The sequence below is a fragment of the Reichenbachiella sp. genome (genome assembly GCF_965223055.1).
Lineage (GTDB): Bacteria > Bacteroidota > Bacteroidia > Cytophagales > Cyclobacteriaceae > Reichenbachiella.
In genome coordinates, this window is sequence record NZ_CBDCVM010000012.1 from 278,462 (window position 1) to 304,330 (window position 25,869).

Sequence of the window (25,869 nt, forward strand, 5' to 3'; positions counted from 1 at the left end):
TAAAAAAAAGCAACCGCATAAATAGCACATTTGGTTTTTGCCGACACGAAAGCCAACGCAAAAAAACCAAAAGAGCTATTTTCTTCCAACGCTTGAAAATTATGTATTTAAGTATTTGCTTAAATAATAAATAACCGTAACTTTGTTTTATGGATAATAACTCTTGCATTAGACAACAAGCCGATATTGAACAAATAAATCGTTGCAAAGACACAGTTTCGGAATTAAACGAATCCTTCGACTATTTAGCAAACGGACTTTCATTAGTCGGAAATAGCATTCGACTGAAAATTCTTTACCTGCTATTTGAAGAAAAAAGACTTTGCGTTTGTGATTTGAGCGATATTCTCGGAATGAATATTTCTGCTATTTCTCAACATTTGAGAAAAATGAAAGACCGAAATCTATTGGAAACCGATAGAGAAGCCCAAACGATTTTTTATTCACTCACGGCTGAATACGAAAAAATGCTAAATCCATTCTTTGAGATACTTGATAAAAACAAAATTTTAGAAACGATATGAAAAGTGAAAACAAATTAATTGGTGCAGGTTTGCTAACTGCAATTACAGCTTCTTTATGCTGTATTACACCAGTTTTGGCTTTAATTGCAGGAACAAGCGGAATTGCTTCAACATTTTCTTGGATAGAACCTTTTAGACCTTATTTAATCGGACTTACAATTTTAGTTCTTGGTTTTGCTTGGTATCAAAAACTAAAACCTCAAAAAGAAATCGACTGTGATTGTGAGACGGACGAAAAACCAAAATTTATTCAATCTAAAAAGTTTTTAGGAATTGTAACCGTATTTGCAATTGTAATGATGGCTTTCCCATATTATTCAAGAATTTTTTACCCAAACTCAGAAAAGCAAATAATTGTAGTTGACAAATCGGACATTAAAACAACTAAATTTAAAATCAGCGGAATGACTTGTACGAGTTGCGAAGAACACGTAAATCACGAAGTAAATAAACTCAATGGAATTGTAAACTCAAAAGCGTCCTATGAAAATGAAAATGCAATCATTGAATTTGACAAAACCAAAACCAACGAAACGGAAATTGAGAAAGCAATTAACTCAACAGGCTATAAAGTAACCGACAAAAAAGAAAACTAATGGAAATTGTACTAAAATCTGAAATCACTTGTCCAAACTGCGGACATAAAAAAGTGGAAGATATGCCAACAAACGCTTGTCAATTCTTTTACGAATGTGAGAATTGCAAAACGGTTTTAAAACCAAATGAGGGAGATTGTTGTGTTTATTGTTCATACGGAACTGTCCCTTGTCCGCCAATTCAAGAAAATAAAAGTTGCTGTTAATAGATATGCAAAAAACAATCTTTGAAATAACCAAAATGGACTGTCCTTCAGAGGAAAATTTAATCCGAATGAAATTGGACGAAATTTCAAGTATTGCGAATCTCGACTTTGATATTCCGAACCGAAAACTGACCGTTTTTCACAGCGGAGAAACCGACCAAATCGAAAAGTCCGTTATCGAACTGAATTTAGGCGGAAAGAAAATCTCGACAGAGCAAACCGACCAAACGGACTTTAACGAAAATACAAACCAAAAAAGACTACTTTGGATTGTACTTGCTATCAATTTTTCCTTTTTCATTATCGAAATATCCACAGGACTGATTTCTAAATCTATGGGATTGGTTGCTGACAGTTTGGATATGCTTGCGGACAGCTTTGTTTACGGAATTAGTTTGTTTGCTGTTGGTGGAACGATAATTAAGAAAAAGCGGATTGCAAAACTTGCTGGATATTTTCAAATCACACTTGCGATTGTCGGATTTATAGAAGTTTTAAGACGTTTTTTCGGAGCGGAAAAACTACCAGACTTTTCGACAATGATAATCGTGTCGCTTTGTGCACTTATCGCAAACGGAATTTGCCTTTACATTTTACAAAAGTCAAAAAGCAAAGAAGAAGCACATATGAAAGCAAGTATGATTTTTACCTCAAATGATGTTATCATAAATTTGGGAGTTATAATCGCTGGACTTTTGGTAAATTGGTTGAACTCAAGCAGACCTGACTTGATTATTGGAACAATTGTTTTTGGTTTGGTAATTCAAGGAGCGTTTAGGATATTAAAATTGAGCAAGTAACTGAATAGCCAACACTTAAAGCCATACACATTTGCAATTCGCTCAACCCGACACGCATGCCGAAAATTGCAAAAGAGTATGTCTTTGCCAACGCCACAAACAGAGCGTGAAAAATAAAAAAAGGGCATAACAATGGCTAAAAAAACATAGGGGTTTCAGTGGTAAATGGAAGGTTTGGAGCTTTTAATCAAGTCCGCCAAACCAAAATTTTGATAATGAAAAAAGAAAGATAATTATAAAAATATTTGGCTTGGCTAAGTGCTAAACTGAAAGGGCAGTGTTTCAAACTCCCCTACGTTTCTTAGCCGGGTCGTTGTATGCCATGTGGGAACGTAAAAACCACCGCACATTTTAGCACATTTGGTTTTTGCCAACGCATAAATCCACCCAAAAAAACCAAAAGAGCTAAAATCCCCACCACCACCCAGCTTAAACTTCTGTAAAAAGAAAAACAAACATTCATTAAAAGTTCATACATTAGCGTTTCATGCTAATTGATATGAATAAAAGAGCAATTAATCGACTTAAGGTAGTATTGGCTGAAAGGAGCAAAACCAACAAATGGCTTGCTGAGCAGCTGAACAAGAACGAAACAACAGTTTCAAGATGGTGCACTAATGAGGTTCAACCCTCCTTAGACACACTAGTCGAAATTGGAAAATTGCTCGGCATTGATGTTAAAGATTTGCTCAACTCAACACTTGACGAAAAATGAAACTAGAAAAGCAAATAGACGAGAAGAAGAATAAAATCTACTCTCCCATAAAAGACCAATGGTTCGTCAAGACTCCAGAAGAAGAAGTGAGACAAGAATACATTGTTCACCTTGTTAATACATACGGGTTTAAACTTGACCAAATGGCTCAAGAAGTCAAAGTCAATAATTCTAAAAGAGGTCAAGGAAAAGCTCAAGCCGACATAGTTATTTGGAAATCTAATGAAGACCGAACTAACGACAACAGCCCGATCATAGTAATAGAGTGTAAAGCTGAACACATTACGGTTCGTGAAGAGGATTACTACCAAGGGTACAATTATGCATCATGGGCTGGTGCTGATTTTTTTGTAACCACAAATCTGAAAGACACTAAATTCTTCCGAGTTGTAAAAGGAAAAATGCCTAAACGACTAGAGGAGGTTGTGGAAATCCCAAATGCAGAACAATTAGATGACAGTAAAAAAATTGAAGAACTCTTAAGTAAAACGAAGGCTTTTACTCGAGATGAATTTAGTAGACTACTATTCAAGTGTCATAATATCATCAGAAATAATGACAAACTTTCACCTGAAGCAGCCTTTGACGAAATAAGCAAGATCCTATTTATGAAAATTCGTTATGAAAGGGAACAATCAAAAACCAAGGCTCTATTCTCTAGAAGTGAATTTGAAGAATTGAAATCTGCTTATGAAAAGATTACTGGAAAAGGAGGTGTCCCTTTTTACCAACATTTCTTTGAGCAGACTAAGGAAATTTTTAAAGAAGATGATTTATTTGACACGAATGATTCTATCAAAATCAGAGAAACAAGTTTTTTACAAATAGTTAAAGAGCTTGAAAAATATAACTTATCAGACACTTCTGACGACGTAAAAGGTATTGCTTTCGAAGAATTTTTAGGGAGAACATTTAGAGGGGAACTAGGTCAATTCTTTACACCTCGTACCATAGTGGATTATATGGTTGAAGTTCTGGATCCTGAAGAAGGTGAACTAGTATGTGATCCTTGCTGCGGCAGTGGTGGTTTTTTGATTAAAGCTTTCGAATATGTTAGAGAAAAAATAGAAACCGCAATACAAAGTGAAAAAGAACTCATTAAGTCTCAATACTTTGGAGATAATTTTGGGGAATTACATGAGAAGAAACAAGAAGAAATAGCCAAAGAGGTCGATGATTTATTCGCTAAATTAAATTTCGAATTAGACATTAATAATAAAGATGGCAGATTAAGAGAATTATCATATGAATGCATATTCGGTTCTGATGCTAATCCAAGAATGGCACGGACAGCGAAAATGAATATGATTATGCATGGAGACGGTCATGGAGGTGTTCATCATCATGATGGCTTACTTCCTGTAAATGGCATCTTTGATGGTCGCTTTGATGTAATTCTAACCAATCCACCTTTTGGCTCTAGAGTTAACAAAACATTAAAGGTTACTTCTTCCGATATACCTTCTGCCGAAAAAATCAAGTATTATGAAAATCGTTATGGAGACTATGAATCTAAAGTAGTTAAACAACTTAGAGAATGGTCTGAACACGATAACGGACATGGTAAAAGTAGAGGAAAAGCCTTGCTAGATATTTTTGACGTTGGCAAATGGAGTGGCCTAACCGAAGTACTGTTTCTTGAAAAATGCTTAAACCTTTTAAAACCTGGTGGTCGTGTTGGTGCGGTTTTACCTGAAGGCGTATTAAACAACAGTGCTCTTCAAAAAATCAGGGAATACATTGAAGGCAAAGCAAAAATTATCAACATAACTTCAATTCCTCAGGATGTCTTTATAGCATCAGGTGCTACTGTTAAACCAAGCCTTCTATTTCTGAAAAAGTTCACTCAAGAAGAAGAAGCCACATATTCCAAGCTAGTAAAAACTACTACCAAAGAAATAAATGATAAACATAAACCTGCTCTGGAAAAACTAAAAAAGGAGTTTGAAGCAAAAGAATTAGAGCTTAAAAAATCAAAGGAAAAAGCAGCCCTTTCTGTGTTAAAAGCAAATTACAAAGAGAGTAAAAAGCAATTGGAAGAAGTCATAGTTTCTGAAATAAAGAAAATCGTAAAAGATAAATTTGATTATGCTATTCCAGTGATTGAAGTTGAAAAAGCAGGTATTTCAAGTACTGGTGCTCCTTGTGAAAATGAATTGGAAGAAGTTTCAAGAGAATTTCAGGAATACCGAAAGAAAGAAAAATTATGGTCTAACCCCATAAGTGAAGTTCAATACCCAATAGCTGATGACGGTGGCATTACAAGGCTGAGATTATTGGATGGTAATGTTGTAGGTGAACCTGAAATATTTTATGGAAAGCATGCAGACTAATACTTCACACAAATATATCAATGAGGTAAACTTTCGAGATATATCAAACTGGAGTGCTGGTTCCATTTTGCACAAAGATTTGCTATACAAAGAAGGTTTTTCCCTGCTTCCAATAGGCGAGCTTATCACTAGAAATAAGGAGAAGGAGATTATTGAAGATGATGGGCTTTATAAGCAAGTCACGATAAAATTATATGGTAAAGGCGTCATTCAGCGTGGTAACGACTTGATAGTCGGCAAAACAATAGGTACTAAAAACCAATACAGAGTCTCGAATGGACAATTCATTATGAGTAAAATAGATGCTCGTAATGGTGCTTTCGGTATTGTTCCAGAAGAATTAGAAGGCGCAATTACCACTCAAGATTTTTTGAGCTACAATATCAATGAAGACGTTATACTTCCACAGTTTTTCGTTCTAATAACTGCTTCCAAACGATTCAACGAACTTTGTCAGAAAGCAAGCTCTGGCACCACTGGAAGACAAAGAGTAAATGAAAAAGAATTTCTAGGCTTCACAATACCAGTTCCTTCAAAAACATTACAATTAGAAATACTAAGCAACTATAATTCAAAAATATTAGAAGCGAATCAATTATATCAAAAAGCCAATCACCTTGAAATTGAAAGTACGGCATTCTTCTTAAAAAAATTATCCTTACCACCCCTTGGCAGGGTAAAAGTTAAAAAACGATTCGAGCTCTTTAAATATAAAGACTTAGAAAGATGGGATGTCTTTTCATCAGATAACGCGATTTACAATGAATTGAAAAACTCAAAAAATCAGGTTCAGTGTTTAGGAGACTACTTTTCATTTACAAAACGTGCATGGTCAAAAAAAATAGAAACCAAGGAATACTTTGACTACATAGAAATTGGTGGGGTTGACCCTCTTTTCGGAATTAAAGAATCTACCAAGACATTGACAAAAAAAGCTCCAAGCCGGGCATCCCAGACCGTGAAAGAGAATGATTTAATTATTGGAACTACTAGGCCTTACTTAAAGCGATTTGCCATTGTTGGTAATCAACACGATGGTCAGGTATGTTCTTCTGGTTTTTCAGTTATCGAACCTAAATCAAATTACAATCTATCATTCCTTAAGATTTATTTGATGTCAGACTATGGGATTGAACAACTAAAGAATCAAATGTCAGGAGCACTTTACCCTGCCATAACAATAAGTAAACTTAAAGACATATTGATACCTATTCCTCCGAAGAAGGATCAAGACTTAATCGTTTCTAAAGTTGAGGCAATGAAATCTGATGCCATGCAATTCTTGAAAAAATCAGAACATCTAAGAGAAACTGCTCTCAATGAATTCGAATCAGAAATATTTTATTAGAGTATAATCATGATAAAACTCAAATCATTTGAAATAAAAAGCACCTTCAAAAACCTTGACTCATTGCATCTTGATTTTGAAAAAAGTAATGGAATAACACTTTTGATAGGAAATAATGGTAGTGGTAAGAGTAATCTGATTGAAGCATTGAGTAGTGCGTTTGCGGGGCTTTTTGATCGTGATTTTGATCCTACTTTTAGCTATGAATTATCTTATGAAAAAGGTGATGCACCGATTACAATCTCATACGACCACACCAAAACTTCAAGAAGTCGATATCAATATAATTTGAGTGATACAACTGATTATTTGCCCAATCAAATAATTAGCGTGTACAGCGGAGAAGAAGCGAGACTATGGAATAGATATTATTTCAAATTTTATGACGACTTCATGAAAAATGTAATTAGTTCAAAAACTAATTTTTCAGAGCGTCAAAAAATGGTATTCATCAATAAGTATTATTGGAATACTGCTTTATTAACAATGATCGTTTCAGATTTAGATTTATCAGATATTCTAGATGATCGAAAAATTGATAGAATCGAACTCGAATTCAAAAAACACAATACCGATAACATTACAAATTATAATTCTAGAAAACCAAATGACGTAACACGTTTTGCTGCAAGCATCTTAACCTTAGCAACACAAAACACAGAAAACCCTGAACGTTACTCTATTTCTTTGGATAATTTTAGAAGCAGTATTCCGTACACTCATACCGATTTATTTAAGCTACTTTCTATATGCCTACTCCCGAAGGAAGATAACTGGAAACTGATCAATAAGATAGAACTGTTTTTTGAAGATGGCTATTCTACAGAAGAGTTAAGTGAAGGAGAAAAGAAACAGATCTTAATTAAATTTATCACACGGATTTTTGCGGATGACAATTCACTTCTATTAATGGATGAACCTGATTCACACATCCATATCAGCAATAAAGAAAAGATTAAAAATCTACTTTACGATTTAGAAGACAAGGTTCATGTTCAATCAATTCTGACTACACATTCTCCAACTTTAACTCATTGCTTTGAAAATGACAATGTGTACATGCTTGTCAACAAAGATGGAAAAGTCACTATAGAGGATAAAACCAAACAAGAAATTGTAAATGATTTAACCAATGAGTTTTGGAATTTACAGGAGCAAAACATTTTTAATTCTTCTCAAAAACCAGTTTCATTATTTGTAGAAGGGAAACACGATAAAATTCACATTCAAAATGCTTTTAATACTTTAAAGTCTGATTACCCAGAACTAAGTTTTGATATTTTCAACATGAATTCTGCTTGCAACATCCCACCAATGATGTTGGGACTCAGAACAAGTGAAGTTGATTATGGAAAGCTATTCATTGGAATATTTGATGATGATGATACTGGAAGAACAGAATTATCAAACACCAAAAGTCAATTTCCTAATAGTCAGAATAAAAAAAGACATGAATTGGGGTTCTATGCATTTAAGTACCCGAAACATTCGGATCACAAAAGCAAAGCATTTACAGTTGAAAACATGTTCGATTCAAATCACTTTGAAGAAGCATTTAAAGAGTCTTTAGCGGAATATCAATTCAAAGGAAAATCTCTTGATTCAATAACTGACGAGACAAAAGATAAAGCAAAAAATATACTAGCAGAAAAAAGCAAAGATTTCACTGAAGAAGACTTTAAACATTTCAGAGCTCTTTTTGATCAGATTAAAGCTATCAAAGTTGACTTTGAAACCAATTATTCTCCTGAGCCAGAAGCCGAAACTCCTGCTGAATCTATTGTTCGAGAACTTTTTCTTTTCAACAACGCATCAGGATATTTTAATCCTGAAACTCATGAACTGACATTATTGAGGGGGAGTAGAATCAATAGAGAATATACACCTTCAACTAAAGAGCCATATAAGCAGACAAGAAATACATTGATTGAAACATTGTCTCATAACATTGATGGGAACGAAATTGAAATCTTGCAAGATCATCAGTTTGACACGCCAAGTGGTGCTGCTAAATTTGTTAACGCTGGAAATAGAAACGGCTGGACGAGTTGGAAAAATGAGCACGGTGAAAGTTTAAAGGATAAGTATGGAGATGCTTGAGCCAGCCCTTCTCAGCCATACACATTGGCAAGTCGCACAAGGCAATCACACAAGCCAAAACCTGCCAAAGAGTATGTCTAGCAACCGCACGGTGGTAAACCGAAACAGTCTGCTACAAAAGGAAAAAGACGGCATACAACAAGGGTTAAGAAAACATAGGGGTTCGGTGGTGTTCGAGAGTTCAGAGCTTTTGGATAGTCCGCCAATCCAAAATTTTGATAATGAAAAAAGTAATTAAATTATAAAAATATTTGGCTTGGCTCATGATCAAACTGAAAGGGAAGCATTTCAAACTCCCCTACGTTTCTTAGCCAGGCGTTAGGTGTAACTACTCCCATGAGCATAAGAACCCAGGTAAAAAAACTTTTGGTTGACGGGCTAACCAAGGACGAGGTATTCAATGAACTCAACAGCCAAATTGATGAAGAAAAATTAAGAAAATCGTTAGCTTCTCTGCCAACTCTTCATCAGCGAATAAGAAACAGGGTTTTGCATAGTTTACTGGTTTTCTTACTTTCTCTGAACGTTTTATTCAATTTAGTAGAACAATTGGGTAACAACTTCACAACACTCTATGATCTAATTATCAATTTATTCATCCTAATAGCAGTAATTCAATATAGAAGTTGGATCTTTCTCGGAGGAGCAATCTGGTTCTTATCCATGTTTGGATTAACTTCTTATCAGTTCAACGATGTACTAAGTGGTGGTTTAACTCAACTAGAACTAATTACCTTTCTAACACTAGGAACAACGATATTGCTAATATTTATCCTTATGCTAACTATCAAATACCGTGTTTTTCCTTACACAACCTTCATTTTATACAAGCGTAACGAACTTGACAAAGTGATATATCAAAAAAACACCTAACAAGGTGTTCCATGAATAACCCTATCGCTATCTAATTTACTAATATTCGTTCTCAATTTCTTTTTTAAAGACTTTTTTATGTTGGCTTTGATTCAATTGGCGGATCACAATAAGTCAAGGATGGCCGCAGTTTTCCTGTGTGAGTATTGTTGTAATTCCCACGCCTTTACTTATTGTGAGTTGTCAATTTCCTTTGTCTAGCATAATACAAGTCATGCTTCCATTAGTGATCCAGTTGTCGGTCACAGCTTCCCATCAGATAGAAAATTACACCTCGCCACATACTATGAGCAAGAGCTCAGGGCTCACACCATGTTAAGTGGTCGAGGTGTGTATCTTTTGGTGGACTTTATTATTACTAGCTTCTGGCTTTTATTTAACCAATCCTACTTCATAGGCTTCTCCTGTTTTGAGTACATGATATATTCTTGATAATAATTTTCTGGCTATGATTACGATCGCCCGCTTTTTGGTGTGGTTTTGCAGCAGCTGCTCATAACGTATGAGCATCGCCGGATCCTTTTGCACACTGCTCCAGGCGCATTCAATCAATGAGCTACGCAAGGCATTGTGCCGACGGTAAGTCATGTAGCCTTTTAAGTCCCGTTCACCACTTGAATGCGTCATTGGCTTTAAGCCGACAAATCCATTGAAATGTTTGAAGTTGGGGTAGCGGTTGATGTCCTCTATTTCAGTCAATAGCTGAACGGTAGTCAAGGGACCAATCCCTGGAATTCCTCGTAGTAGTTTTGCTCTTGTCTTGTACTTGGCCTGCCTTTGTAGTCGTCGAACAGCTATTGATGTTTTCAGAAAATGAGCGTAGACAAAGTGATATTGTTCTAAAAGAAAATCAACAGTCAATTTGGTGCTTTCAGACTCAAATTGTACGGTAGGAATCCAAGCCAAAAATGGTTTACTCCAATAAGCATTGTCGTATGCTTTTGGTAAGTCTATACCTGCGAACAAGAACTTATCCTTAATGCGATTCTTTATTCTTACCAAATCACCCCATAACTTCTTACGATATCGAAACAACTGTCGGTCCCCTTCGGTATCCACCTGAGGAACGTAGATCCCACGAAGTAAACCAGCTCTGAGTGCCTTGGCTATTTTACGACTATCCACCGGATCTGTCTTTTCACTACTTTCCTTATTAGTGGTGGGAATATCTGCTGGATTGACCACCAAACACCGATAACCATAACGCTCCAATACCCTGAAAATCCAAAAACCAAGCTTTGATGCCTCATAGGCACAAATCACTCTAGCTTCCTTAAAATGTTTGTCAATATAGGACTTCAGTGCTTCTGGATGGGGTGGTTGACTAAAAGTTCGATGATGAATACTGGCTGAAAATATACTGACAGACCAGTTTCGCTTGTGAACATCAATGCCAATGAATAAATTGTATTTACTTAAATCATCCATGATATAAATCCTTTGGTTTTTAGTATTAACGCCATTGGGTTATATCATGGGAACTAGGAACGAATGCCCTTGCGAGCTTACCGAATCAATGCCAGCATCAGCACCACCGCTCCTCGCGGAATCTCTACAATGCCGAGAAAGCATTCGTGGTATCAGTAGCATTCCAAATCAAACGTAATGACCAAACAGACTTTTGTGGTTGAGCTCGGATCGGTTATCTTTCTGCCTTAATCAATCTGTGAGGGCACATCGTCCTACACAGGCGTTGTGAGTTATCGAATTTCATCCTTTGCATTTTAACAAATCAATTGCATTACTGTATCCAAGTGAATACATTTGCGTATGTATTCTATAGAAAAGACTGGTGAATTCGATAAGTGGCTTAGAAAGCTTAAAGACAAGCGAGCTAAGGCCAAAATACTTTTCAGAATTCAGCGAATACAAGAACATGGCAACTTTGGTGACTGTGAATCAGTTGGACAAGGAATTAGTGAACTTCGAATTCACTATGCAAAGGGCTACCGAGTCTATTTGAAAGATGTGAATGGTAGAATTGTGTTTCTTTTGAATGGAGGTGACAAGTCGTCTCAACAAAAGGACATTGATAAAGCGAAACAACTTTGGTTGGACTACAAAAATGAAATTGATTAATCATGGCGACTAACAAAACATCAAAATTCGACATTGCAGAATATTTAGAAGATGATGAAATGATTGCTGAATACCTTAACTCTGTTTTGGAAGATGGTGATTCAGCAGATATCCTAACTGCTATTGGACACATTGCGAAGGCTCAAGGAATGACTAAGATAGCAGCTGAAACAGGGCTTAGTAGACCAAGTCTCTATAAAGCATTATCCAAAGGGGCTAAACCTCAATTTGAAACAGTTTTAAAAGTTTTAAGGGCAGTTGGCAGTAATCTACACGTAGGAACAGCTTAAAAAAACGACTCACAACATGCTGTATCAAATCACGGCGATTCAGATGTAGACGAAAGTTCTCTGCATTCTGGAAGCCCCGCCATATCTCAGATTAGCTCTATGGAATTGAAAAAAGGATAGACCAAATCAGAGATTTGGCTATCTTGTAGCCGACACTTAAACTAAATCACACGCCACGAATGAAACAGCGGCGTTACCATCAACAAAATTTGAGATAATGCCGCTAATGCCTTGAGATAAAATATCGTATAAGATGATTTTTATGGTTATGATCGGAGTAATCCTAATACTTTGGATTTCTACCTTCTTTAGATAGTCTAAGGAAAGACTTTATAAATATCTTTTCGATAGGAAACTCTAGCAAACTCAACTGTCGTACCGCCATCAGATAGAAATATTCCAACTCTTAACTGACCAACTCTGATTCGATAAGCGTCTTGAAAACCTACCAATTTCTTAATCCCTGAAACTTCATGAATTGTCTCAACCGACTTAACCTCTTGAATCATTGCCAGTAGAGCTTTCTTATCCTTTGGCTGTTTAACTTTATCCAGATCCTTGCTGAATTTCTTGAGGTATTTGACGTTCATTAACTGGCTAGCTTACCTAGAACGTCATCCTCAGATGTTAAGTCAGAACGATCAACATCTTTCATCAACAACCCTAATCCAAGATCCTCTTGCTCTTCATCAGACAAAACCTTTGAAGCAACTCCAAGTTTTTTAAGTAACTCAGCTACAAATCGCAGCTCCTTTTCATTTTTGGGATTTATGACTATTGAACTCATACGGTAAAGATACGAAAAATGATCATAACAGTCTGTGATAAGGTCATGCCCATGCTCACTTACCGAATCAATGCAAGAAGATGTTCCACCGATCCGATTGGAATCTCTAGAATACCGAGGAATGGGCATCTGTATCCGCAGCATTCTCGAATCAACAGAATTCCAGAAGACCGACTTTTGCTGTGTAGACCGTATCGGTTACCTTAGTGCTTTTAGAAACTGTAGAGGCACGCCCTATACAGAGACGTTATGATCAATGACCGAATAGATGTATTTTTGAAAAACTAAACTTATCCTAAATGAAACTTTTTAATAGATTCTCTTTACTCATCCTGTTTTCATTATCCATTTTCAGTTGTGATCAGCATAATGATGACTCTATTCAATTAACTGGAGAAATTCAAATCGATTTGCAATCAATATCAAACAACTCAAGTGGGAGGCGTTTGAATGTTTTGTTAAGTGATGCAGACGCCATATTAATCACAATAGAAAATGGAGATGAGTCATCCACGGAATACAATTTAACAGAAATTGAATTGTATCAGATTGATGGGAATTATATTAGCCAGAAAATTTCTCTACCTATTGGTGACTATAATGTTACAGAATTTCTAGTCATAGATGCGGATGACAACATAATATATATTACCCCATTAGAAGGTTCATCTCAAGCGCAAAACGTCATAGATCCGTTACCGATTTCATTTACAATTACAGCGGATGAAATCACAGGGATAGAGATAGAAGTAATTTCAACGGAAGAGTTAAGTTTCGAGGATTTTGGGTTAGCTGGATTTAATTTGTCAGAAGTTAATCTTTTTTCGTTTTTAATTAATGCTTCCGAACAAGGCAATTTGGATTTATTGTTAAGCGCTGAAGTTGAAATTTCTAGTGAAACTTATACCTTTTCAAAAGGACTGCAGGCTATTGCAAACAATTCATTAGTAATCAAGGATGGATATTCTAATTATGATTTGAGAATATCAAGTGAGGGTTATGACGTTTTCACTACTACCATATCTAGGGATAGTTTATTCCAACATAGAACGACTCCGTTAACCGTTGAATTAACACCTGAAGGTTGGAGTGCTGGCGAAGATTGGATCGATTCTCGAGATGATAAAATATATAAGACAGTTCAAATTGGTGATCAAGTTTGGATGGGAGAAAATCTTAAAGCGACATCATTAACAGACGGGACACCAATTGAAAACATCATTAACCAGGAGGATTGGATTTTATCAAATAATGCAGCATATAGTTGGAATTCGAATGACGAAAGTACATACGAAGAATATGGTATACTTTATAATTGGTATGCTGTAGAAACTGATATGCTATGTCCAACAAGTTGGCATGTAGCGACGGAATCCGAATGGTTAACTCTCATAGAATATGCCGGGGGAAGTGAAATTGCAGGGGGAATATTGAAAGATACAGGAAATGATTTTTGGGCATCTCCGAATAGTTCAGCTACAGATGAATTAGGGTTCACTGCTCTTCCTGCTGGAGGAAGACATGATTATTCAACATTAGCTGAATTTTTAGATTTAGGAAAGTTTGGGTATTGGTGGACAAGTACTGAAAGCACATCAACTGAAGCTAAGAATTTTGGAATGTTCTATAATATAAGTAGGGTCGATAACTTCAGTTATGGTAAAGGAAATGGTCTTTCTGTAAGGTGCATAAAGGATTAATTACATAGCTCAGCAATTTCTTTGATATTAGCACCTTTAAAAATATGAACATAACATGCTGTATCAAATCACGGCGATTCAGATGTAGACGAAAATTCTCTGCATTCTGGAAGCCCCGCCATATCTCAGATTAGCTCTATGGAATTGAAAAAAGGATAGACCAAATCAGAGATTTGGCTATCTTGTAGCCGACACTTAAACTAAATCACACGCCACGAATGAAACAGCGGCGTTACCATCAACTAACCAAGCATGCTCTCAAGTCGACGAAAAATAGTCATAGGTGTTTTAGCAATGATGTTGACGGCGTATAGCTTATTCTATTGGCAATGGCACTTTTTCTATAACTCAATGGTGGAACATAATTGCAACTCTGAATCAATTAACGAATCCATTGCTGAACAACTGCACATCAAAACATATGAAGCTGAAGAAATTTCTCTAACTACCTCAACAGGAGAAATAGTAAGAATCGGTATACCTTGGCTTGAACATCGCAGTAGACCTAACTTTGGCTTTTTTAAAGGTTTTTATAAATCTGCATACACCAACGATTCTATTAAGTGGATTGTTATTCCAATTTTAGAGGCTCCCAAGAACTGTGAAATTGCTATTAAACCAAGGGTGTTTTATCCAACGATTAACGCTGGTATTGACACCAATTCTCCTGTTAGAGCAATCAACGCTGGTTCAACTCAGTATTCGAACCCTGTATTAGATGTGTATGAATTTAGTTCAGACAGTTTGCTGTACACATTAAATCTTTAAAATGATGGTAACAAGGTGTTCCATGAATAACCCTGTCGCTATCTAATTTACTAAAATCGTTCTCAATTTCTTTTTCCTTTGATGAACTGTGCTCATGTTGTTTGCATTATCCTTATAACGCTATACCCCTTAAGGTATAAATATGAAAATGCAAGTAATTATACCTTATCGGGTAAAGTATAAAAAAGACGATAAACATATTATAGAGTCTAACAATCGATATATCACAAGGCTCTACCTAGTTACTTGAAACTTCTGAGCATATCCGATACTTTAGTAGATATTAATAAGTCTAGAGTTACGTAGCATATATGTGAGTAATTTCATAGCAAACGCACGAATGAAGTATCCGCGGTGTGAGTATATAAAAAATTCAGTCCCTGAAATAGAACGACTATGAAACAAAAGAAAGTAATTTTTAGAATAGTATTAATTGGGGCGACCGTAGTGTCCTTGTTCTTCGTTCCTTGGCTCTTGGTCAAGGCGTGGGTACTTCCGTTACCTGATACAGTTCAAGAACAGTTAGATGAGGCTATTGAACATGGATTTGACGGTGTGATTGTTTATGTAGATCAGTCAGGCAAACCGCCCCGTTATTTGGCTTCTGGTTGGCATGATCGAGAAACCAAAATTCCTGCCAATCCTCATGCTCTTTTCAAAATTGCAAGTATCAGCAAATTATATGATGCCGTAGCAGTAACCAAATTAGTTAGTGATGGAAGACTTTCTCTAGATAAAACAATTGCGGATTATTTACCGGAACTTGTAGGTAGAATTGAAAACGTTGATAAAATATCGTTGAGACTAATGATTCAGCATCGAAGTGGCATTCCTAATTTCACCGATACGCCGAATTTTTGGGGCGCACCTACTGAAACGTTTGAGGAAAGCCTTGCATTGATTCTGGACAAGCCAGCCAATTTTGAACCAGGTACTGATTATGAGTATTGCAATACAAATTATCTTTTACTCAATAAGATAATGGATGACATTCTAGGGTACGATAACTTTCTATTCATTCAGGAAACAATTCTAACTCCATTAAATCTTAACAATACTTTCGGTTCACTCAATGATGTGAATCTAGACGATGTGATGAGTGGCTATCATGTGGGTCATCCTTATGATTTAAAGGCAGACGAACATGGTATGTTAGCCACAGCCGAAGATGTGGGTACTTTCCTACGAGCATTGAAAGAGGGGTCATTGTTTGAACCAGGAGAACAGGAAATATATTCTTCCATTTATGTATATGAGCATGCAGGTTGGGTGCCGGGATATCAGAGTTTTGCAGCATATCATGAAGACCTGGATGCTGTTGTTGTTGAATTCTATAATACAACGGATCCAGAACTGTACAATTGGAATTTGTCAGAGATCATAAACAATAGAATTGTTAAAATTCTGGAAAGACAAGTTGAGTAGTACAATTCTTAAAGAAGCTGAAAAATATCCGGATAATTATACTAGAATTGAGAAAATGACATTTTGCTATATTCCATCGATTAAAGTTTATTCCTAAACATAAATGGACAAATCCATTCAAATTATCGATATACCGAATTTGCTGGTAGCTTTTGTGCCAGTTCTGGCTGTTTTATTTGTGCTTTGGAAGTGGAAGGAGGGAGTCAAAACTTCCATATGGGCGGTAGCTCGCATGGTCATACAATTGGTCTTAGTAGGTTATGTGCTTACCTACATTTTTGAGTCTGACAGTGCTTGGATGGTGATTGGTGTGTTAGCGGTTATGTTGTTTTCTTCAAGCTGGATTGCCTTACGTACATTGAGTGATAAGAGAAACGAATTATTGCTTAAAGCATTGGCAGCTATTGTGGCAGGAGGTTTAGCCGTATTGGTTTTAATCACACAAGGTGTTCTGATGCTCGATCCTTGGTATTTGCCCCAATATCTGATACCATTGGCAGGGATGATTTTTGCCAATTCTATGAATAGTGTCAGCTTGGCGGGTGAGCGATTGACTTCAGAGCTGGAAAGAGGCATGGCCTACAATCAAGCTCGAAATACCGCTTTGAGAGCAGCATTGATTCCAATCACCAATTCCTTATTTGCTGTAGGCTTGGTATCACTTCCAGGTATGATGACAGGGCAGATATTATCAGGTGTTTCACCTTTGATTGCCGTTCGTTATCAAATCATGGTGATGTGTATGGCCTTTGGTTCAGCCGGTATTTCGGTGGCATTGTTTTTATTTTTGGTAAAAGCCAATTTTGCCTCAAAGGGAGAATAGTTCAAAAGAACAAAGCGAATAATTCACAGTTTAGCATTATCATTGCGCCATGTTCCAGCTTTTTCAGACCACAGTTCTACAATCCATTATATACCTCACCAATGCCTGGTTGATCTATAATATGGCCTTTAAATATCTCTCAGACCATCAACAGTCTGCTCTATTTCTTTGGGTTGGTATTCCTGCGATTGGGATTGTAAACTATACTTTGGCCAAAGTAATTCATCCGGATGACCCTAGAATGGGTCGACACTTCAGGCATAGTGCGTTTGCTATCTTGGCCATTTGGCTGCCTTTGCTCTATTTTTTGCCTATCTACTTTTAGTCTTTCCGTTCTTTATTAGCCACAGGTAGGGTATTATTGATATTGACCTTTCTACAAGCAGAGAAAAGTTAAAATCAACTAAATACTAATATTATGACTACCGGTAAAACTAACCCTTCAGTAGAGTCTTATATTTCTGAATCAGTAGATGCTAAAAACTCTGATGTCAAAAAGAATGATGACCGTTTTTATATCGGGTTGACCAGCTTGGCCCTAGTTGGCTTGATTACACTTTTGATATTTGCATTGGCTTAGGTTGAGATAGAATTCCTTAGCATTGAGAAAGTCCTATTTTATTTCCTTGGATTTTGTACTGTTTACAAAAAGAACATCTCCTATGGTATCATAGCCTTGGAATAATTCTTCTCCTAACTGCTTAGCGGCCTCAGATCGGAATCCCAGAATGGTCAAATCTGCATCTTTAGAATGCTCATTGATAACCTGACGATTGTCCATGCCCTCAGACCTTTCGATGATACGAACATTGTTTGCAGAGATGGGCAGTCTACCCGTTTTGATCAGTTCGAGTAATTCTTCTTTTTGTTCCTCCAATTCTTCATCATTTACGATGGCGGAGATTTTAATTTCCGCTTTTTTCCATTGCGGATGACCTAGGATAACGAACCCAAGGAGAATCATCAGGTTGGCATTATTGAAGTCAGAAGGTTTGATCCATATGTGGATTTCAGCTTTGGATTCTAATCCTCTATCACTACTGGCCAGGATACAAGTATCAAATCCCGAGGCTCGAACCATGGCGTAATTAGCCATGATTTCTTGCAATCCTTCTGGCTGATTTTTTGAAAACTCAAAGAGCATCATATTGATATCCTTTCCAGAAACACTAGGAAGCTGTAGCGCTTGCGCTACTGCTGTCGTGTATGATGGAGATACTAACGTATCCACATATACATTACTTTCTGAAATATCAGCTACTCGGATTAGACGTGCTAGTTCTTCTTTCGACTCTAAATTGGTTTCATTTGAATAATAACCTTTGATATAGTGTAAATACGTGCCGAATCCATAGCGGTGCGATATCCAACTCATCATCTCGAAAGCAGTAGGCCTTTCGAAAGAAGAACCCGAAATACAAATGACCGATGGCCTCCAATTGTCATCGTCTTTATCCGCTTTTTGGATGAAAACCTGAATCTGACGGATCAACTGAAAAATCACGCCTTGAAAAATATTGGCCATTCCAGCTTTGTCTTCATTGAATTTGGACAATCCAATATAGGTCAAAATCATAATGACTAAAGAGGCTACTGCATAAGCAGGGTCCATTTTAAATATTAAAAATAAACACATGACAGCCCCCAAGAGTGAAATGTACCATTTCGATCTGAAAGCCGGTCTGTACGACGGATCTGCCGCAAAATGCTGAAAAAACGATATGGTACATATCGCACCATAGGTTACCATAAAGAACATGGAGATCACTTTAGCCACCGAGTCAATACTCCCCATACTTACAAAGAAAAGCGCGAGCCCTACGGTTATCACAGTGGCATTCACAGGTTCGTTGGTGTTGGCTTTGCCTTTAGATAGAAAATTGTTGATGCCAACAGTAGGGAATATATGGTCTGCAGCTAATGCTTGTAGTGTCCTAGGAGCCACCATGATAGAACCCAAAGCCGAAGAGATGGTAGCTGCTGCCAAACCTATAGGAATGATAGGGCCCCAGAGTGCGATCTTGGACATGATCAATTGATCATTCACCAAATCTTCAGGACTTGCATTGACTGCGAGTTTGTATCCGATAAATACATAAATGACCATACCAATCAGCGTAGCGGAAAGCGTTCCCCAGGGGATGGATTTTTTGGGATCTTTCAGATCACCAGACAAGCCTACTCCAGCAGTCATTCCTGTAAAGGCGGGAAAGATGATGGCAAACACTATGAAGAAGTCTTGACTTTCGGTGACCCGTGCCATGAAGTCAAATTTTTCCAAACTGGCATGGTAATCTGTACTGCCTAAGAAGAAAAATGTCAACGACACAAACAAAGTAGCGACAACTATGTACAAGGCTTTCATCCCCAAATCTGCCCCTTTGGTTAGCATCAGAATACTAAGAAGAAGCACTGCAGGAATCGTTATCCATCTTTTGTCGCCGATAGCCAAACCATAAGCTTCGTTCGCCCAAGTAATGACTGGATCAAAGGCCTCTCCAAAAGCAATGACATAAAAGGCTACACTAATCGCTTGTGAAAGGTAAAGTGCGATCCCAATAGATGCGCCTATGTTTATTCCAAAAGAGCGGGAAATAATGTAATACTCTCCACCGCCTTCTACTTTTTGATTGGTGGCAATCTCGGCGATAGACATGGCCGTAGGTATCGTGACCATGTGCCCTATGATTACAATGGCTACTGTGCCTAGAAATCCTACACTTCCTACGGCAAACCCGAAACGTAAGAACATCACTGCGCCCAGGATGGTCGAGATAGCTGTGAGGAAAACCGGTAAAGTACCAAAGTTGGCCTTTTTGGATAGGAGGTTGCTCATAGTTTATTTTTTCAGGGAGACAAGGTTTAATTGATTGCCTGTACTGCAATATAGGTCAAATTGACCTTTGCTTTCTTGATAAAGAATTGCTAACTCATGACCGACATTTAATGGATTATCATGCAATAACCTTCCATCCTGATTATAGATAAACCCTTGTCTTCTTTCTTGGTCGATGAGAATGATCAACTGATTGTCAACACCAAAGTAATAATATTGCAAAACTATTTGTTCAGCTTTTGATTCCACTTTGAATTGTTCAACAAGCGCTTCGTTAAATATGGTGAGCTCAGTCGCATTTTTCTTAATGACAATGAATTCTTTTTGCGTACCAGAATTCACTAAGTGAAAAGTAACTTCTTCATTCTCTCTCACCAATTGTCCTCGGTTCGTTACCACCCCGGCCAAATTGAAAGACACCAATTCGCCAAAGTCAGTCAAAGCAGAAATTTCTGTATTGGCTGGCTTGCTGCCTTTGCTGATAAAATAGTCCTGTGAGATATTTCCTTTCAGATCAATGGGGAAGCCGTCTCTGGTTTCTCCTCTACGATTGAGATTTTGGAAAATGCCATTTTTCTGAACCAAGAGCATATAGTCGTTTTTCTGTACACGTACATGTCTGCCTAATGTCGCCGGACTACTACCCATTTTCTTTGGATTCCAACCGTCGAGCAATTTACCAGCCTTGTTGTATAGATAGTAATTGCCTTTGCTATCCGCAATCATGATCCGATAGTTTCTTGATTTATCGTAGTCAATTAAAGACAATTCATTGATGAGGTTTTCAGATTTAAGTTTGAAAGGGTACCCAGGAATGTAGGTGCCATTGCGATCGATCATATGAATGGTTTTGTTCAGAGCAAACAGATATTGGAGTTTACCATTTTTGTAGTAGTCTACTTGATAAATTTTACTTTTCAACTGGCCTTCTAGGGGAATCTGAAGCGTAGGTTTAAGATTGGCATCTAAGAGATGAAGGGTGAATGCTTCATCTTGTACCATCATTTCCAGGGTACGGTCGTTGTGATTACGAACTGCAAATGGTTTGGAAATTAAGTTGTTCGCAAAGCCTTGTTGATTTTGAACCTCAAATGATTGTGGTTTGACCTGTTTAACCAATTCTCCTGGATGTTGAAGTAGCAAACTCGTATAGTATTCTCCATCCACATGGGTGAATTGAACCGCTCCATATTCGATCTGCGACAGAATAGGTTTGTTGTTTTCCAGGTATTTGGCCCAGTTGTCATTGAGCACTTTGCCCACTTTATTGATAGCTCCTCTAGACTTGACGAACATGCTAAAATTGGCGTCTTCATGTGTAGATTCTAAGAATGCATTGGTCCGTACAGATCGTCTCCATGTATTTTCCTGATCAATGTCGTCAATCAATATTTCCAGCACTTGCTGACTGTTGCCAAAATACACATAGCTGCCATCCACGAAGTAATACACTGACGGGAATCCGTTATACATAGATCCAAACAGTCGGGCAGGAATCTCATCAATATTGATATGTTTGATTTGCCTTTCAGCATAATTTTCCAGATATAATGTAGAGTCTGTGTTGGCTTTTTGAGCTAATGATTCAAAAAATTGCGTGGCTAGTTCCTGACTTTTATGTTCGATACAGAATATCAAATCTGAGTTGAAAGATCGGCTGGACTCCAATACAAAGTACCCCACTTCGTTGCCCATGAATTCGTAAAAATCCCGAATATTGAAATCGAATCTATTTTCAAGCTCTCCAATTTGGGTCAGTTGCGAAGGTTCATGTTTTCGCCAATAATTTTTTAAGCCGATGTGCCATTGGCTTACATCCTCTACAGAAGCGTGTAGTACATAAGAAGTGCTGGCAGGAACGATATTTTTCATATCAAACCCTACACCACGAATACCATCAAACGCAGACAGGTAGTTGATTTTAGAAGTGTCATTTACAGCAAATCCCGAAAGATCTATTTTGTCATTGTCGATGTTTAAATCTAGATACATGAGATGAGTCAACCATTTCATGGGCGATGTATCGATTTCAACTGGATTGGCAAAAATGCCAGCTAACTTGTTCAGATAATTGGTGTTGATGTAGCACCGACCTGCGCCAGAATTACCCTGCGCCACTTGAGCTACTCGTAGTTCGGTTTCCTGATAAGTATTGACTTTGCTATCTGTAATCATGCGAATAGCATCTTCAACCAAAAAGGGAGACAAGCTGGCAATCAAGTAGTTTTTATGAAAAATATAGGTAAGTGTGGTTTTCTTATTTTTGAATTCTGTAATGACGTAATCCTGATAAACTCTTTCACTTTTCTCAAAGTTGAGACTATCCTTGAGGTATTCTTGCAGATCACTCAGTAAGCTGTGCTGTTGAAGTTCTTGAACTTCCAAAATATATAGCGCGGCCAGCGACTCATTGGTGTTTTGATGAAAAGATATGAGCAGATGCCCCTGATCTACGACTTTAGAAAATTGATGATTGGTCGCAGAGTCGAGTTGACTGATCACTTGTTGAACAGAGTCTAACTCAGGCAGTGATTTAAGGTTTTTGATAATTTTTCGGGTGTCATCCGGGCGCCATAGATAGGTGAAATCGTTAGGTTCAAAGACAAGGATGGAGTTGTCAGGTACAAAGGACCAAATGGTGATTCTACTTTGCTTCCAGAGGTAGAAACCTCCCCATCCGGCTCCAGCCAGAAGGACTCCAATAACGATAACAATTAGTACTTTTTTCAAACTAGTGCTTTTGATGCAAATTATGGATAGGAGAGGGAGAATGCAAGGGGAGGAGGAGGCAATTATTGAATATTCATGAATCGTAAAAGTCATTGCTCGGTCTCGATAGTTATCGGGATCCGGTGACCTAGTTCGGTAAGTGCTGGAGTTTTGAAATTGCAGAGCTTTGTATGGGCAGATTACCCTGACGCTCCTGACGTTACGCAGGGTAATGACGAAGGGAACTATCTCCTACTCCCCGCATACAGCTCATATTCCAGCAGTCGACATTCGATCCTTGCATTCATAAATTCTGTACGAGATTTTGTACGTAACCCAATAGACTTGGCAAGGTTTGAATTACCAGTAAAAATGTAGCCCATCTTGCCACCACAAGATTGTTTGAAGAAGTCGCCGATGTCTTTATAGACAGATTTGAGCATGGACTCCTCGCCGAGTCTTTCCCCATATTCAGGGTTGAGCATCACGATGCCCGGCCCAGAAGGAACAAAGGTCTTCTCGAACGAAACTTTATCAAAGTCGATCATTTTCTCTACGCCAGCAGTACGGGCATTGGCTCGAGCTGCTTCTATGGCATCTCCATTCCAGTCAGTAGCGATGATGCTTGACTTTATTCGGTCTCTGTATTCGGCTTTTGCCAATGTTTCTTTCCATAGCGAAGAGTCGTATCCATTGATATGCATGAAGCCAAAATTCTTTCTATGCAACCCTGGAGGAATGCCTGCCGCCATTAAGGCAGCTTCTATGGCTAAAGTACCACTACCACACATGGGGTTGATAAAGGCTCCTTTTTTATCATTCCAACCGGCAGATATCAAACAAGCAGAGGCTAGAGATTCTAACATCGGTGCTTTGAATGGCAGTTTTCTATACCCGTGTTTGGTAATTGTCTCTCCAGAAGTGTCGAAGTAGATATGGACTTTGTTCAAATGCCAAAATAGATAAACGACCGTTTGATCCTTCTCATTGCCTGAGTCGGGACGAACTCCGGTTTCTTCCTGCATTCTATCTACGATTGCATCTTTCAACTTCAAATTGGCGAACCTCCCATCACGGATGTAGTCGTTTTTCACATACGATTGCACAGATATTTTAGTGCCCTCAGGCAACAGTTTATGCCAAGGAATTTTCTTGGCTTCTTCATACATCTTGTCTGGGTGATTGGCTTCAAAGGATTTGATCAACCAAAGCACGCGAGAGGCCGTTCGAAGATTCAAGTTGAGGTGCATTACTTCCTTCCAGCCACCTTCTACAGTCACGCCATTTTTCTCAGCTTTAAGTATTCTATATCCCAATCCCTGCACTTCTTTCTTGAGAAATGGAGAGAGAGAGGGTTGACAGTTGATGACTAGTTTGGATCTACGCACAATTCATTTTTTTATGTAATTGTTTCAAAAGCATAAAAACCGTCATCACGAGTGAAACGAAGTGATCTTAAACTCGAGAACGTACCCGATGTCGAGATTGCCGTACTCCGCTCGCAATGACGCCACTTTTGAAACTATTTTATTATTTAGTTTCAGCAAAATATTTATAAAACCAGGTAATGGTCTCAATGCCCTTCATATAGTTGAAAACACCATAGCTTTCGTTGGGCGAGTGAATGGCGTCTTCGTCCAGACCAAAACCAAGCATGACAGAATCAAGTCCTAGCACATCCTGAAATAGCGCTACAATTGGAATACTGCCACCATCGCGCATAGGAATAGGCTCTTTGCCCCAAGCTTCTTTGAAGGCCTTGCTGGCTGCTCTGAAACCATCAGAATCAGTAGGGATCACGGCAGCTTCTCCTCCATGATGAGGTGTCACTTTTACTTTCACGTGAGCTGGCGCAATACTTTCGATATGGCTTTTAACTAATTCGGTAATCTCATCGCTATTTTGATTTGGAACTAATCTAGTAGAGATTTTGGCATAGGCTTTTGATGGTAGTACTGTTTTGGCACCTTCGCCAGTATATCCGCCCCAGATGCCATTAACATCAAGTGTAGGACGAATACCGATTCTTTCGAGTGTGGTAAATCCATCTTCTCCCTTTACATCGGCAATGTCTAATTCTCTTTTGTATTCTTCGAGGTCAAATGGTGCCTTAGCCATAGCTTCTCTTTCTGCTTGGGTAAGCTCCAGTACTTTATCGTAGAATCCTGGTATGGTGATGTGTCCTTTGTCATCGATCAAGGAGGAGATCATATCACAAAGCGTATTGATTGGGTTGCCCACAGCCCCACCGTACATGCCAGAATGAAGGTCTCGATTTGGCCCAACGACTTCTACTTCCAGGTAGCTGAGTCCACGTAGACCAACCGTCATCGAAGGACAGTCGTTGCTGATGATGCCAGTGTCTGAGATTACGATCACATCGGCCTTGAGCTTTTCTTTGTTTTCTTTTACGAATACACCCAGGTTTTCTGAGCCCACTTCTTCTTCACCTTCAATCATGAACTTGACGTTGCAAGGTAATTCGTCATTAGCCATCAAGGCCTCGAATGCTTTTACATGCATATACATCTGGCCTTTGTCGTCACAGGCACCACGTGCATAGATCTTATCATTTTTGATCACCGGCTCGAATGGAGGCGAGTCCCAAAGTTCGTATGGGTCTGCTGGTTGCACGTCGTAGTGACCATATACCAATACTGTAGGCAAATTGACATCTATGATTTTCTCCGCGTATACTACTGGGTGTCCTTTGGTCTCGCAGATTTCTGCTTTGTCCACGCCTGCGGATTCGAATTTGGCTTTGATAAATTCAGCGGCTTTACGTACATCACCGTCAAATTTAGAGTCAGCACTAACTGATGGGATTCGGAGCAAGTCGAATAGCTCATCTAGGAATCTCTGCTTGTTTTCTGATATATAGTCTATGGATTTCATATTGCGGGTTTATGAGTTGTAATGTCTTTGATGTTAAATGTCTAAAGTTCTTAAAGTTGAAA

General features: G+C 38.0%; 24 protein-coding genes. 17 read left to right on the plus strand and 7 right to left on the minus strand.

From position 1 onward, the window contains the following. The first annotated feature begins 149 nt into the window (after positions 1–149). From ACOQO5_RS16465 to ACOQO5_RS16505, 9 genes are all read left to right on the plus strand, one after another. The gene (locus tag ACOQO5_RS16465) at positions 150–524 is read left to right on the plus strand and encodes an ArsR/SmtB family transcription factor (RefSeq protein ID WP_260575001.1); all 375 of its coding nucleotides are present in this window, start codon (positions 150–152) and stop codon (positions 522–524) included. After that, the gene (merTP, locus tag ACOQO5_RS16470; RefSeq protein ID WP_420582787.1) at positions 521–1,120 is read left to right on the plus strand and encodes a mercuric transport protein MerTP; all 600 of its coding nucleotides are present in this window, start codon (positions 521–523) and stop codon (positions 1,118–1,120) included. The genes ACOQO5_RS16465 and merTP overlap by 4 nt, the downstream gene beginning before the upstream one ends. Next, the gene (locus ACOQO5_RS16475; protein ID WP_420582788.1) at positions 1,120–1,326 is read left to right on the plus strand and encodes a GDCCVxC domain-containing (seleno)protein; all 207 of its coding nucleotides are present in this window, start codon (positions 1,120–1,122) and stop codon (positions 1,324–1,326) included. The genes merTP and ACOQO5_RS16475 overlap by 1 nt, the downstream gene beginning before the upstream one ends. 5 nt (positions 1,327–1,331) lie before the next feature. Continuing rightward, positions 1,332–2,126: a cation transporter gene (locus tag ACOQO5_RS16480; protein ID WP_420582789.1), complete on the plus strand. Its 795-nt coding sequence runs from the start codon at positions 1,332–1,334 to the stop codon at positions 2,124–2,126. A 499-nt stretch (positions 2,127–2,625) separates the two neighbouring features. Then, positions 2,626–2,841, plus strand: coding sequence for a helix-turn-helix transcriptional regulator (locus tag ACOQO5_RS16485; protein WP_420582790.1), 216 nt, complete (start codon positions 2,626–2,628; stop codon positions 2,839–2,841). Continuing rightward, positions 2,838–5,174 carry an N-6 DNA methylase gene (locus ACOQO5_RS16490; protein ID WP_420582791.1) on the plus strand — a complete coding sequence of 779 codons (2,337 nt, stop codon included), beginning with the start codon at positions 2,838–2,840 and terminating at the stop codon, positions 5,172–5,174. Before ACOQO5_RS16485 ends, ACOQO5_RS16490 begins: the two co-directional genes overlap by 4 nt. A gap of 79 nt (positions 5,175–5,253) precedes the next feature. Beyond that, on the plus strand, positions 5,254–6,522 hold the full coding sequence (locus ACOQO5_RS16495; RefSeq protein ID WP_420582792.1) for a restriction endonuclease subunit S: 1,269 nt from the start codon (positions 5,254–5,256) through the stop codon (positions 6,520–6,522). A 9-nt stretch (positions 6,523–6,531) separates the two neighbouring features. Then, on the plus strand, positions 6,532–8,622 hold the full coding sequence (locus ACOQO5_RS16500) for a DUF4357 domain-containing protein (protein ID WP_420582793.1): 2,091 nt from the start codon (positions 6,532–6,534) through the stop codon (positions 8,620–8,622). Positions 8,623–8,958: 336 nt separating this feature from the next. Next, positions 8,959–9,495, plus strand: a complete 537-nt coding sequence (locus ACOQO5_RS16505; protein WP_420582794.1) for a hypothetical protein — start codon at positions 8,959–8,961, stop codon at positions 9,493–9,495. A gap of 372 nt (positions 9,496–9,867) precedes the next feature. Here ACOQO5_RS16505 and ACOQO5_RS16510 read toward each other — a convergent pair whose 3' ends face one another. Next, positions 9,868–10,923, minus strand: coding sequence for an IS110 family transposase (locus tag ACOQO5_RS16510; RefSeq protein WP_420582795.1), 1,056 nt, complete (start codon positions 10,921–10,923; stop codon positions 9,868–9,870). Positions 10,924–11,265: 342 nt separating this feature from the next. Between ACOQO5_RS16510 and ACOQO5_RS16515 the strand changes: the two genes are divergently transcribed. Both ACOQO5_RS16515 and ACOQO5_RS16520 read left to right on the plus strand, forming a co-directional pair. Then, the gene (locus ACOQO5_RS16515) at positions 11,266–11,574 is read left to right on the plus strand and encodes a type II toxin-antitoxin system RelE/ParE family toxin (protein WP_420582796.1); all 309 of its coding nucleotides are present in this window, start codon (positions 11,266–11,268) and stop codon (positions 11,572–11,574) included. Positions 11,575–11,576: 2 nt separating this feature from the next. Then, positions 11,577–11,864, plus strand: coding sequence for an addiction module antidote protein (locus tag ACOQO5_RS16520; protein WP_420582797.1), 288 nt, complete (start codon positions 11,577–11,579; stop codon positions 11,862–11,864). A gap of 317 nt (positions 11,865–12,181) precedes the next feature. Here the strand turns inward: ACOQO5_RS16520 and ACOQO5_RS16525 are convergent, their stop codons facing one another. Then, on the minus strand, positions 12,182–12,454 hold the full coding sequence (locus ACOQO5_RS16525) for a type II toxin-antitoxin system RelE family toxin (RefSeq protein ID WP_420582798.1): 273 nt from the start codon (positions 12,452–12,454) through the stop codon (positions 12,182–12,184). Beyond that, positions 12,454–12,651: a hypothetical protein gene (locus ACOQO5_RS16530; RefSeq protein WP_420582799.1), complete on the minus strand. Its 198-nt coding sequence runs from the start codon at positions 12,649–12,651 to the stop codon at positions 12,454–12,456. The genes ACOQO5_RS16525 and ACOQO5_RS16530 overlap by 1 nt, the downstream gene beginning before the upstream one ends. A gap of 299 nt (positions 12,652–12,950) precedes the next feature. Between ACOQO5_RS16530 and ACOQO5_RS16535 the strand changes: the two genes are divergently transcribed. From ACOQO5_RS16535 to ACOQO5_RS16560, 6 genes are all read left to right on the plus strand, one after another. Continuing rightward, a complete protein-coding gene (locus ACOQO5_RS16535; RefSeq protein WP_420582800.1) occupies positions 12,951–14,351 on the plus strand; it encodes a fibrobacter succinogenes major paralogous domain-containing protein in 1,401 nt (466 codons plus the stop codon). Positions 14,352–14,603: 252 nt separating this feature from the next. Beyond that, a complete protein-coding gene (locus ACOQO5_RS16540) occupies positions 14,604–15,119 on the plus strand; it encodes a hypothetical protein (RefSeq protein ID WP_420582801.1) in 516 nt (171 codons plus the stop codon). Between the two features lie 396 nt (positions 15,120–15,515). After that, positions 15,516–16,544: a serine hydrolase domain-containing protein gene (locus tag ACOQO5_RS16545; RefSeq protein ID WP_420582802.1), complete on the plus strand. Its 1,029-nt coding sequence runs from the start codon at positions 15,516–15,518 to the stop codon at positions 16,542–16,544. A 103-nt stretch (positions 16,545–16,647) separates the two neighbouring features. Next, entirely contained in the window at positions 16,648–17,367 is a 720-nt protein-coding gene (locus ACOQO5_RS16550; RefSeq protein WP_420582803.1) for an ABC transporter permease, read from the plus strand. A gap of 49 nt (positions 17,368–17,416) precedes the next feature. Further along, positions 17,417–17,692: a hypothetical protein gene (locus ACOQO5_RS16555; RefSeq protein ID WP_420582804.1), complete on the plus strand. Its 276-nt coding sequence runs from the start codon at positions 17,417–17,419 to the stop codon at positions 17,690–17,692. A 93-nt stretch (positions 17,693–17,785) separates the two neighbouring features. Then, positions 17,786–17,947 (plus strand): hypothetical protein, encoded by a 162-nt coding sequence (locus ACOQO5_RS16560; RefSeq protein ID WP_420582805.1) that lies wholly within the window; start codon positions 17,786–17,788, stop codon positions 17,945–17,947. Positions 17,948–17,980: 33 nt separating this feature from the next. Here the strand turns inward: ACOQO5_RS16560 and ACOQO5_RS16565 are convergent, their stop codons facing one another. The 4 genes from ACOQO5_RS16565 to ACOQO5_RS16580 form a co-directional block, all read right to left on the minus strand. Further along, on the minus strand, positions 17,981–20,203 hold the full coding sequence (locus ACOQO5_RS16565; protein WP_420582806.1) for an amino acid permease: 2,223 nt from the start codon (positions 20,201–20,203) through the stop codon (positions 17,981–17,983). A 3-nt stretch (positions 20,204–20,206) separates the two neighbouring features. Then, entirely contained in the window at positions 20,207–22,933 is a 2,727-nt protein-coding gene (locus ACOQO5_RS16570) for a hypothetical protein (protein ID WP_420582807.1), read from the minus strand. A gap of 224 nt (positions 22,934–23,157) precedes the next feature. Then, positions 23,158–24,300: a THUMP domain-containing class I SAM-dependent RNA methyltransferase gene (locus ACOQO5_RS16575; RefSeq protein WP_420582808.1), complete on the minus strand. Its 1,143-nt coding sequence runs from the start codon at positions 24,298–24,300 to the stop codon at positions 23,158–23,160. A 142-nt stretch (positions 24,301–24,442) separates the two neighbouring features. Beyond that, the gene (locus tag ACOQO5_RS16580) at positions 24,443–25,807 is read right to left on the minus strand and encodes a dipeptidase (protein ID WP_420582809.1); all 1,365 of its coding nucleotides are present in this window, start codon (positions 25,805–25,807) and stop codon (positions 24,443–24,445) included. Positions 25,808–25,869: the final 62 nt, after the last annotated feature.